This window comes from Treponema sp., assembly GCF_017430385.1.
Classification (GTDB): domain Bacteria; phylum Spirochaetota; class Spirochaetia; order Treponematales; family Treponemataceae; genus Treponema_D.
The window spans coordinates 1-9857 of the sequence record NZ_JAFRNB010000064.1; the positions used below are offsets into that span (position 1 = coordinate 1).

Consider the following 9857-nt stretch of genomic DNA (forward strand, 5'->3'; position numbering starts at 1 on the left):
AAGAACTCAACATCAAGCGCACTACCCGCCCGGAACTCCCGGAAGCAGGAGACGTCACATTCGAGACAATCACAGTAAACAACGAGCAGACAGAGACAAACCTTCCTCCAGTTCCGCAGGAACCGCTAATTCCGATTTCAGGTCACGAAGATTTCTTTGTCCACAACAAGGACGGAAGCGAAATTCAGATTCCAACGGAAGGACTTAGGATTGACGAAGAAACAGGCGAAAAAACAGTCGCACTGCAGCTCAAAAATTACCCGGATTTGGAAAGCATTGTCGTGCGCAACCGAAACACAGGCACGCAAATCAACATCTCCCAGTTCTCAACTTACGACGAAAAAAAGAATCTCGGTTACTCTCCTGTAAATCCTGTTTCTCAGGCAGGAGATGCAATCATCAAATATGAAGGGATTACAATCACCCGGCCTGACAACAAAATAGACGATGTAGTTCCACATGTCACGCTCAATGTAAAGGCACCGACAAAAGAAACTGCAACGATTGACATCACGAGCGACAAAGAAAGCGCGAAGAATTCTTTGATTGAATTCGTCGGCCGCTACAATCAGGTTCTTGCCGAAATGACGATTCTCAGCGAGAACAAGCCTGAAATCATCGAGGAGCTTGACTATCTTTCTGATGCCGAAAAAGAAGAGGCTCAGAAAAAGCTCGGAATGTTCCAGAACGACTTCTCGCTCACAAACGGAAAATCTTCGCTCAGGGCAATCACCACCGCAAATTACAAATGGTCAGACACAGCCACACTCACAATGCTCAACCAGATTGGAATTTCAAGCCGGGCTTCTGGCAGCACGGGCGGATATGTCGCAAGCCAGATGCGAGGCTACCTTGAAATTGACGAAAAGCAGCTGGACAAAGCATTGGACGAGCATATCGATGAAATCAAGAATCTTTTCGGCTACGATTCGGACGGGGATTTGGTCGTAGACTCAGGAATCGGCTATGCGATTGACAAGCAGCTCACAAGCTGGGTTCAGTCAGGCGGAATCATAGCGAGCAAGAACAGCGGAATCGACACAAAAATCAAGGCTTCCGAAGCAAACATCCGCCGTCTGGAAGGTCAGCTCAGCTCAAAAGAGGCAAAGCTCCGAAACAAATACGGCCAGATGGAAGGCACTCTCAACAACCTTAACTCACAGTCGAACACAATACAGAATTTCGCAAACGGTGGCAGGTCTCAGTAAACAGCAATAAACTGGTCCATAAATCATGCCGATAATAAAAAAGAATCGACAACCAGCGATTATCATGCTATAATAGTAGGAATCGGAAGGGTAAGGATTTTTTATGGATTTTTATGTCAACAACGAAAAACTTGATATCGTTCTCGAAAACGAAAAGACAATCGGTGATGTGCTGAAATCCTTTGAAACCGAATGTGCAAAGAATGATGCCACGACAATTCACATCGTCCTTAACGGAAAAAACATCGGTGCCGAAGAATTTGAGTCAATTTTCTCAGAGCCAATCACTGACAGTACCAAGCTGGAACTTACAATCGTCACAAAGGCAGAAATTCTCGCATCTTTCCAAAGCCAAAAAGAAGAATGTGAGGCACTTTCAAACGAGCTTCTGGAGCTTCCGGTCAAATTGCAGAGCGGAAAGGACAAAGAGGCCTCAACCCTTATAACAAAACTCGCGGATTTAATCGAAAAATTCTGCCATACGGCGACCCTCTCCGCGCTTTTCCAGGACATATACAAAAAACTCACCATCGACGGCAAAACTATAAATGAATTCTTCCAGGACTTTTCCGGGATTCTCAATGATTTTGAGCAGGCAATCGCATCAAAAGACACGGTTCTTATGGGCGACCTTGCTGAATACGAAATCAGTCCGAGGCTTCTTTTAATCGCCGGCACAATCAAGGAGCTATAAATGATCAACTTATCAATATTTCTGCTTCAATCAGGCTCACCTCTCAAGGCACGACTTGAAGTAAATGTATTTTCAGTAATACTCATTCTTCTTGCCATTATTTTTGTGATTGCAACAATTTACATAATCTCAAAAGCTATCACAAACTACCTGAATTCGCCTGCATATCTTGAAAAAAAGAAGAACCGCCCTACTTCGGTAAAAGACTTGAACGAGCTGAGCGCACATTGTTCACTCGTAAAAGAAGAAAAGGATGTCCTCAGCTTAATCTGCAAGAATCACAAAACACCGAACATCAAGTTTATTGTCCGTGACTACAACACCATGTCAGAATTCTTCAAGGAGCAGTTCAAGACTTTCGACCGCGTAAATGATGAGGTCGGAAAGGCACACCTTTTCAATCTCCAGAAGAAGATTTTCAAGACATACAGGCAGCAGTCACTCGTCAAAAACTCAAAGAACATAGCCGACCAGACAGTATTCACGCTCACCCTCGCAAAAGGCTTCCACCACAAGCTCAAGATGGCGGAGAACAATTCCGAGGCAATGATCCTGACTCTTCCGCCTACGCTCAAACAGGACGAGCTTCCAAAGGCACTCGAAAAAGTCAACTTCATTTTTGAGCTTGAAGACGGCACTCCTTACAATGTCGAAACCCGCGTAGTACGCTATCAGAACGGCAAAGACAACGAAAATCAGATGGTTGTCGTTCATTCTGACAAAGTTTCACCTTTGCAGAAACGAGAGCAGGCACGAGCAGAACTTAACATTCCTTGCAAATTCCATTCGGTCAAAGTCGTGGTCGAAGGAAGCGGCAAAACAGAGCGACTCAATTACATTCCTTCAGAAAAAGCTTACGAAGGAATTCTTGAGGATATTTCAACCGGTGGATGCCGTCTTATTGCAACATTGCCGATTAAAGCTGAGCAGCACATCTTCATTGAAGGACAGTTCAATGGAAAGCAGCTCGACAACGCCGTTGGAACTATAGTCCGCACAACAAAACGAAGCGATGGAATATATATTCTTCACATTAAATTCATAAAAATTGATGTGAAAGTCACCAACAGAATCCAGGCGATGGTCTACAAGTTTGATGAATAATTAACTTGACGGATTGCATTTTATAGGTTAATTTAAGATATGCAGGTTTTGGAACTTAATCAGATTGTACCTGATCCTAGCTATATTTATTACCGCCGCAATTACGCGGCTATAGCTAAGCTTCAGATGCTTTCTAAAACAATTGACATTAAAATCTCTTTCACGATTGAGACAGGACCTTTGGGCGACAAGATGCTCTATGTTGACATCGACCCAGGTGAGGACATTGACTACCCCCTCATCCCGGTAAAATCCGCTCTCAAAACATATATACTCAAGGCCGATGAAGAAGGTGTGCTTCCGTGTCCATGACATTTCACACAGCCAGTGCCGAAGAAACGATTGAACTTGGGAAGAAAATCGGCTCTCTTCTCAAAAAAGGCGACATCATCGCCATGCAGGGCACTCTCGCGGCGGGCAAAACCACAATCACAAAAGGAATCGCGCAGTCTCTCGGCGTAAAGGACGAAATCACGAGCCCTACTTTTTGTCTCATTTCCGAATACGAAGGCAAAATGCCTCTCTATCACATGGATGTTTATCGTCTTGAAGGTGGCGAAGATTTCATCAACCTCGGTGTCGAGGATTTGATGTATGGAAACGGTGTGTCGCTCATCGAATGGAGCGAAAAAGTGATGGACGAACTTCCAAAAAAGACTATAATTCTCAAGATAGAACCGGTTGAAGGCACGACAGAGCGCAACATCACTCTCGAAAACTGGCCTTACGGTGAAATAAACTAAGATTCAGGAATAAAATGAAAGCACTCGTAATTGATTGTGCGGCAAGCTGCATGCACATTGCCGCCAAAAATGATGATTTTAAAGCAAGTATCTCGCTTGATTTGGGGCAGAAGCAGTCTCAGAAATTGCTTTCTTCAATTGATTATATTCTCGGTCAAGTTGAGCTTAAGCCAGCAGATTTGGAATACACAGCCCTCACAAGTGGCCCTGGTACTTTCACAGGCTTGCGTCTTGCATTCTCTGCGCTCAAAGCAATCGAGCTTGCTCACAATGTTCCGGTTTACGGCATTCCAAGTCTCGATGTCTACGCTTTCCCATACAAAAACTTCGACGGCCTTGTAGTAAGCGTAATCGATGCAAAAAAAGACCAGTTCTTCGCGGCAATCTATGAAAATGTCAAAGAAATTTCCGAAGCAGAGGACACCACGGCCGAAAACATAGCCGCAAAACTCGACAAGAGCAAGAAGATTCTTTTGTGCGGCCCGGATGCGGCTGTTTTCTCAGAGGAGCTTAAAAAAATTGACTCCAGCCTTAATCTCGTAGTATACGCTTCACAGCCAGTACCATCAGATTCGCTCTTCACAATCGCCGAAAGCATGATCGAGCAAAAAAAAGAGCCGCTCGCAGACTACGACGGCCCTGTGTACCTCAGAAAATCCGAGGCAGAAATTAAATTAGAAAGCCAAAAGTAATTTCGCCGCATGGAGGTGGCACAAAGCAGGTTAACCGCGAGTTTTTTGCAAAAAAAACTCGTCACGACATGGATGTCGCAAAAATCCGAGGCAGAAATTAAATTGGAAAGCCAACATTAATTTCGCACCAGGGATTGGAACACCTGCGAAGCAGTACCAGAGCAAGATTTCTTGCGGCGGTATGGAGCGCACTTAGCGCGGAAGTGTGCAAAGCCCGACCGCCTTCTGGCGGTGGTGCCCATATTATGACAAAAGATTTGCAAGCGCGTCCAGTGCCGTGCTTCCCAATGCGGCTTCACGGTTCTGTCGCTGGATGTCATCGTAAACTTCCTGACGGAACACTTTTACGGTTTTTGGTGCATCAACACCGATTTTTACCTGGTCGCCTGAAATTCCTATAATCTGAATCGAAATATCATTTCCGATTTTAATTTTTTCATCAACTTTTCGTGAGAGAATAAGCATTATTTTGCCCCCTTAGCTTTGAGGGCTTTGATGATATTGTATTTTGTTGTCCATTTTGTGTCGGCAAGGATTACCTGCAGGGCAAGATTATTCTTTTTGTTAATTACGACAGGCCCCTGAAGGTTTGCAGTAACTGGTCCGCCATCAGCAGGAACAGTGACAATCGCCCACACGATTACATCTGCGGCAGACTCGACATCAATCTCAGAAAGAGTCTTGTCATCGACATCAAGCTCGTATTTCTCAGCGATGATGAAAGGGTCAACGATAAGGAAAGCAAGCCCGCTCTCGTCAAGCGACTGCATCCAGTAAAAAGGTTTGTACTCCGACTCAATCAGAGCATATTTGTGAAAATCTTCAAATCCCAGGACTCCGTTCGGAAATTCAATGATATTTTTTTCATCGACCGAAACAGTTCCCATTGTCTTTGTTTTAACTTCCATGATTTTTCTCCATGACATTTTTGACGCGGATGCACACAGATTCGCGCTGATATCTTGATATCTGTGTATATCCGCATTTATCCGCGTCTAATTTTATCTCATATAATTCAAAAGTGTTGAAGAATACATTTTTCCGGCTGTTGAAAGCGTTGCGTTCTGGGTGTATTCAAGCATTTTTTCGTCTGTAATGGCTTTTGTCAAGTCCAAATCGCCCTCACGGGAAATCTGACCTGTGACATTGAGTGCAACGGCTCCGTTCCGAGTCATATCGTTCTGAAGACGCTCATATTCGCTTCCTGATTTTGCAACGCGGGTTACAAGAGTGTTGACTCCAGCATCAAGGCTTGCAAGGATTCGTCCGCCAACAGCCTCGGCATCACCTGCATAAAGCGCATCACGGAAAGCAATTACGGCATCAAAAAGTGAGCCGCCAGAAACGCGAACTGAGTCGCCGATATTGTACGGAGGATGCTGGCTCTTGTCCTTGATGATTCCAAGTTCGTTCAGAGCAGAACCGCTCAAATCCTCAAGCCAAAGCTGGCGTGCATCAGTTGTCGTAAGGTTAAGGCCATGTGTTATCGGATCAAGGGAAGCCTTTACAGCAGCTCCGCTCGAATTGATTTTTGAAATAAGGGCGTATGCATTGTCGCCTGTCTCAACGATGATTTTCTGACCGTCAACGCTGATTACAGAATCTTCCTGAGCCTGCCATTCGCGCGCATCCCGTCCGCCGAAAAGCCTCTGGTTCTCAGCCCAGAAGATTCGGTTTCCGGCATTATCAACGGCAATATATTTGTTCTCGTCTACTTCGACAAGATTCTGATCAATCGTTCCATTGTAGTGAACGGCAGAAATGAGCGGAACAGTTGAGCCTTCAACGGCCCCCATGTCAACATCAAAAGCACGTGTATTCGTATTCGTTCCCGCAAAGATTGAATTTCCGTCAGGACCGACAGCATTGGCATTCTGAATCAACTCACCCAAAAGCTCGTTTACTTCAACGGCCATGTTTCGCATATCATCTTTTGTGTAAACGCCGTTTGCACCAGTTACGGCAAGTTCGCGCACTCGCTGCATGATTTCAAGGGAATTCGTCATGTAGCCTTCGCGATAAAGGAACTGGTCACTCAAAGTGGCGGCATTTTTCTCGAAATTATTTACGCGGGTAAGATAAGACTGATATTTTACCAGATGTCCGGCAGCAACAGGATCATCGCGCAAGGCAGAAATTTTTGACTGAGTTCCAATCTGATTGTCAATTTTTGCCCGCTTAACTTCCTGTCGGCGCAGGTTATACTGAGTCTGATTATTATTCAGCTGTGAACTGATTCTTGTTGGCATAAGATAAATCCTCCATGATTTTTATATAAACCACAGATTACACAGATATCACAGATTATAAAAATAGAATCGGTGTTAATCTGTGTAATCTGTGGTTATTTTTATACTCCAAGTCGATTTATTACAGTGTCGAGCATCTGGTCGATTACGCTTACGAATTTTGCCGCCGCATTGTAACCGTGCTGGAACTTGATGATTTCAGCAAGTTCCTCGTCGATGTTTACACCGCTGATTGAGTCCCGGAGATTTCGCAGATCGTCCATGATTGCGTTCTGGCTGAGCATGTTCATCTCAGCCTGCTCGCCTTTCAAGCCTACATTTGTGACAGAATTTGCAAAGTAATCGTCGAAAGTACGGTCTTTTCCAATCATCACGCTTGTATTGCGGATTGAAGCAATCTCAACAGCAGCGCGAGCATCACCAATCATTGATTTGCCCTGATTGTTCGGATATGCAGCCGCAACACTGAGAACATCGCCCTTAATAGCCTCGTTAACAGCGACATAACCGGCTGGGTTCAAAACTGGGGAAACAGAGAATTCACCACGGAGAGCGTTTGAAGCGTCAGCCTGAGCAAAATCATAAGCATTCTCTGCCCCGCTTCCGTTCAAGATTCCGGCATAACCTGTGAGGAACATTCCGTTATCCTCGACATGGCGGATTACAAAATCCGGATTCTCCATTTCTTTTGCTGTTGTTGCCTTAAGAACAAGGTGGTTGTTTCGGTCAAGATAAGCCTTAACCTCACCGTCACTGTCATTGATTCGGGCAACGACTTCCTCGATTGTATCTGTAGCATGGTATGGAACTGTGATTGTTCCGTTCTTTCCAGAAAGCTTCATCTCGCCTTCAAGACCAAGTTTTTCCTGAGGATTGAGGGAATTCGTTCCTGTAAATCTGAAAAGATATGAATGATCGTCAACACCATCACCGTCACGGTCATAATTTCCGTTAACGCTTGTTACGAACGGATGCTGAACGAAGAAATCAAGGCCTGTGACATTGTTCATGCCGATTCCAGCGCGGTGAACATCATTTACAAGGTCAGCGAAGTTCATTGTCACTGTGTTCAAAGACTGAACCTGCTCGCGGATATCAACATCACGCAGCTCAATCAAAGCTCCCAAAGTGCCGCCAGAAACCTGAACTGTATTTTTTGTGTCGCTCCAGATTACACGGCTGTAACCGTTGTTGTCTGTCATCGGCTCAACTTCAAAATTTCGTGCGATATGTCCCTGAACAAGGATATTTCCCTCAAGATGAACCATGAATTCATCGTCATCGCGGATATCCGTTGTGATGTTGGCCAGTCCTGAAAGTTTCTCAACGAGCAAGTCACGGCGGTCAAGCAGGTCGTTCGGATTGTCGCCCATTGCCTTTACTTTTACGATTTCACCGTTGATGTCGGCAATCTGCTTTGTGATTGTGTTAATCTGCTTTACAGTGGCATCGATGTCGCCGTTAATCAGCGTTCCGATTCCGCTCAAAGCCTTATATCGATGCTGGATGCTCTCGGCAAGAGTCTCACCGCGGGTAACAACAGCCTGGCGTGCAGCCTGACTCTCCGGGTAAACAGAAAGTTCCTGCCAGCTCTGCCAGTATTTATCCATATTTGTGCGCACGCTGATTTCATCAGGCTCGTTATAAACCTGCTCAATCATCGTGTAATATTTTTCACGCGTAGTCCAGTAAGTTTCCTGATTGCTCTGAGCCACGATTCTCTGGTCAAGCAGCTCGTCGCGAAGACGGTTAATGCTCTCTACAGAAGAACCCTGTCCAACCTGTCCAGGACGCTCCTCTCGGGTCAAATCAGGTCGATAAAGCGGGTCAAATGTCTTAATCTGAACGCGCTGACGAGAATAGCCCTCAGTATCGGCGTTAGTGATATTGTGACCAGCCGTATTAATCTGAGTCGAGTGAGCCATGAGGCTTCTTTTTCCAATTTCTATCGCTGCGAATGAGTTTGCCATAACATTCTCCTTCTATTTATTAACTATATCATCTGGTTGAGCACTACGCTGCTCAGCTCTGGTTTCACAATCTGCCCTTTGTTCGAATAAAGAACATTCCTTCTCTGCGGAACTACCGAATCGAACACGCCCTGCAGGAACTTTCTCGTGGTGGAAATGTATTCATTAAGAACCTTGTTCTCCACCTTCGATTTCTGAAGTTTTCCCCTGACCTCGCTCAGAACCGGCGAGATAGTCTCGTCGCTTGCCAAGTCGATGTTCGCGCTCAGCTCCATGCGTTTTTCCTCAAGCTCCACGAACTGATCACTTAAGGTCTGGAGATTTTCGATGTTTCGGTTGAGCATTTCCCAGTCCTTATCCCTCACGCAATCATGCAGGACAGTCTGCTGCTCCAAGATTTTGTCCAAAAGGGCATTCTCTTCCTGCATAACAGAAACAAGATTCTCTTTGTGCGCGATAATAGTATCTTTCTGCTCAATATTCTCTTCAGCCATGAAAATCCCCGAATGGAAATGACATCTTCGCCAAATCCTAGATTTATTCTTTTTGATTATCGGAATATGGAAAAAATAGTTTAGATTAAAATGAAAAACTAAAGAAAAAATTTTTTTAAAAATTTCATTGTGAACCGCTTGACACTTTTACCACGTTTCTGATATATTATCACACATCAGTTACATGGTGCCTGTAGTTCAGTGGTAGAGCGTCAGATTGTGGATCTGATTGTCGTGGGTTCGAGCCCCATCAGGCACCCAATCTGCTCTAGGCTTTGAGTCAAAGGCAGCATTAACATAAAAATGCGTTCGTAGCTCAATTGGATAGAGTAACGGACTTCGAATCCGTAGGTTGCACGTTCGATCCGTGTCGGACGCATATTTTAACTGATAATTCGGGCGACTAGCTCAGTTGGTAGAGCAACAGACTCTTAATCTGTGGGTCCGGGGTTCGAGCCCCCGGTCGCTCATTCAAGCACAAAGCTTGATGAGAATTGGAATTGCGGCACTTTGCTTATGCCGAGTTTAACGCGAGAGTGGTGAAATTGGCATACACGCTAGACTTAGGATCTAGTGCTTCGGCGTAAGGGTTCAAGTCCCTTCTCTCGCATAGCTTTTAGCTGATTTTTGCGGAAATAGCGCAGTGGTAGCGCGTCACCTTGCCAAGGTGGATGTCGCGGGTTCGAATCCCGTTTTCCGCTCT

The 9857-nt window shown here is 45.1% G+C and carries 11 protein-coding genes and 5 tRNA genes; 11 read left to right on the plus strand and 5 right to left on the minus strand.

Annotated elements, in window-relative coordinates; translation table 11 throughout:
• The 6 genes from fliD to tsaB form a co-directional block, all read left to right on the plus strand.
• On the plus strand, positions 1 to 1208 hold a 1208-nt coding region (gene fliD / locus IJJ71_RS04455), incomplete at its 5' end, for a flagellar filament capping protein FliD (protein WP_296845567.1).
• 103 nt (positions 1209 to 1311) lie between these two features.
• Complete coding sequence (locus IJJ71_RS04460) at positions 1312 to 1902, plus strand: hypothetical protein (RefSeq protein WP_296845568.1); 591 nt, start codon at positions 1312 to 1314, stop codon at positions 1900 to 1902.
• Complete coding sequence (locus IJJ71_RS04465) at positions 1903 to 3006, plus strand: PilZ domain-containing protein (protein WP_296845569.1); 1104 nt, start codon at positions 1903 to 1905, stop codon at positions 3004 to 3006.
• 39 nt (positions 3007 to 3045) lie between these two features.
• Positions 3046 to 3318, plus strand: a complete 273-nt coding sequence (locus IJJ71_RS04470; protein ID WP_296845570.1) for a hypothetical protein — start codon at positions 3046 to 3048, stop codon at positions 3316 to 3318.
• Positions 3315 to 3749 (plus strand): tRNA (adenosine(37)-N6)-threonylcarbamoyltransferase complex ATPase subunit type 1 TsaE, encoded by a 435-nt coding sequence (tsaE, locus tag IJJ71_RS04475; RefSeq protein ID WP_296845571.1) that lies wholly within the window; start codon positions 3315 to 3317, stop codon positions 3747 to 3749. The genes IJJ71_RS04470 and tsaE overlap by 4 nt, the downstream gene beginning before the upstream one ends.
• A gap of 14 nt (positions 3750 to 3763) precedes the next feature.
• Complete coding sequence (gene tsaB, locus IJJ71_RS04480; protein WP_296845572.1) at positions 3764 to 4441, plus strand: tRNA (adenosine(37)-N6)-threonylcarbamoyltransferase complex dimerization subunit type 1 TsaB; 678 nt, start codon at positions 3764 to 3766, stop codon at positions 4439 to 4441.
• 243 nt (positions 4442 to 4684) lie between these two features.
• Here the strand turns inward: tsaB and csrA are convergent, their stop codons facing one another.
• From csrA to IJJ71_RS04505, 5 genes are all read right to left on the minus strand, one after another.
• Positions 4685 to 4906 carry a carbon storage regulator CsrA gene (gene csrA, locus IJJ71_RS04485; protein WP_294427714.1) on the minus strand — a complete coding sequence of 74 codons (222 nt, stop codon included), beginning with the start codon at positions 4904 to 4906 and terminating at the stop codon, positions 4685 to 4687.
• Entirely contained in the window at positions 4906 to 5349 is a 444-nt protein-coding gene (fliW, locus tag IJJ71_RS04490; RefSeq protein WP_296845573.1) for a flagellar assembly protein FliW, read from the minus strand. Before fliW ends, csrA begins: the two co-directional genes overlap by 1 nt.
• Positions 5350 to 5442: 93 nt before the next feature.
• Positions 5443 to 6690, minus strand: coding sequence for a flagellar hook-associated protein 3 (locus IJJ71_RS04495; RefSeq protein ID WP_296845574.1), 1248 nt, complete (start codon positions 6688 to 6690; stop codon positions 5443 to 5445).
• 101 nt (positions 6691 to 6791) lie between these two features.
• On the minus strand, positions 6792 to 8660 hold the full coding sequence (gene flgK, locus IJJ71_RS04500; protein WP_296845575.1) for a flagellar hook-associated protein FlgK: 1869 nt from the start codon (positions 8658 to 8660) through the stop codon (positions 6792 to 6794).
• Positions 8661 to 8683: 23 nt separating this feature from the next.
• Positions 8684 to 9154 (minus strand): hypothetical protein, encoded by a 471-nt coding sequence (locus tag IJJ71_RS04505; RefSeq protein WP_296845576.1) that lies wholly within the window; start codon positions 9152 to 9154, stop codon positions 8684 to 8686.
• Positions 9155 to 9341: 187 nt separating this feature from the next.
• Here IJJ71_RS04505 and IJJ71_RS04510 point away from each other — a divergent pair.
• From IJJ71_RS04510 to IJJ71_RS04530, 5 genes are all read left to right on the plus strand, one after another.
• A tRNA-His gene (locus tag IJJ71_RS04510) sits at positions 9342 to 9413 on the plus strand.
• A gap of 46 nt (positions 9414 to 9459) precedes the next feature.
• Positions 9460 to 9533 (plus strand) — tRNA-Arg (locus tag IJJ71_RS04515).
• An 18-nt stretch (positions 9534 to 9551) separates the two neighbouring features.
• Positions 9552 to 9624 (plus strand) — tRNA-Lys (locus tag IJJ71_RS04520).
• A gap of 60 nt (positions 9625 to 9684) precedes the next feature.
• A tRNA-Leu gene (locus IJJ71_RS04525) sits at positions 9685 to 9764 on the plus strand.
• 19 nt (positions 9765 to 9783) lie between these two features.
• A tRNA-Gly gene (locus IJJ71_RS04530) sits at positions 9784 to 9855 on the plus strand.
• Positions 9856 to 9857 lie beyond the last annotated feature (2 nt).

Bases quoted from the DNA above. Each gene is read 5' to 3' on its own strand.
- IJJ71_RS04460 (WP_296845568.1), top strand. From the start codon at position 1,312: ATGGATTTTTATGTCAACAACGAAAAACTTGATATCGTTCTCGAAAAC.
- IJJ71_RS04465 (WP_296845569.1), top strand. From the start codon at position 1,903: ATGATCAACTTATCAATATTTCTGCTTCAATCAGGCTCACCTCTCAAG.
- IJJ71_RS04470 (WP_296845570.1), top strand. From the start codon at position 3,046: ATGCAGGTTTTGGAACTTAATCAGATTGTACCTGATCCTAGCTATATT.
- tsaE (WP_296845571.1), top strand. From the start codon at position 3,315: ATGACATTTCACACAGCCAGTGCCGAAGAAACGATTGAACTTGGGAAG.
- tsaB (WP_296845572.1), top strand. From the start codon at position 3,764: ATGAAAGCACTCGTAATTGATTGTGCGGCAAGCTGCATGCACATTGCC.
- csrA (WP_294427714.1), bottom strand. From the start codon at position 4,906: ATGCTTATTCTCTCACGAAAAGTTGATGAAAAAATTAAAATCGGAAAT.
- fliW (WP_296845573.1), bottom strand. From the start codon at position 5,349: ATGGAAGTTAAAACAAAGACAATGGGAACTGTTTCGGTCGATGAAAAA.
- IJJ71_RS04495 (WP_296845574.1), bottom strand. From the start codon at position 6,690: ATGCCAACAAGAATCAGTTCACAGCTGAATAATAATCAGACTCAGTAT.
- flgK (WP_296845575.1), bottom strand. From the start codon at position 8,660: ATGGCAAACTCATTCGCAGCGATAGAAATTGGAAAAAGAAGCCTCATG.
- IJJ71_RS04505 (WP_296845576.1), bottom strand. From the start codon at position 9,154: ATGGCTGAAGAGAATATTGAGCAGAAAGATACTATTATCGCGCACAAA.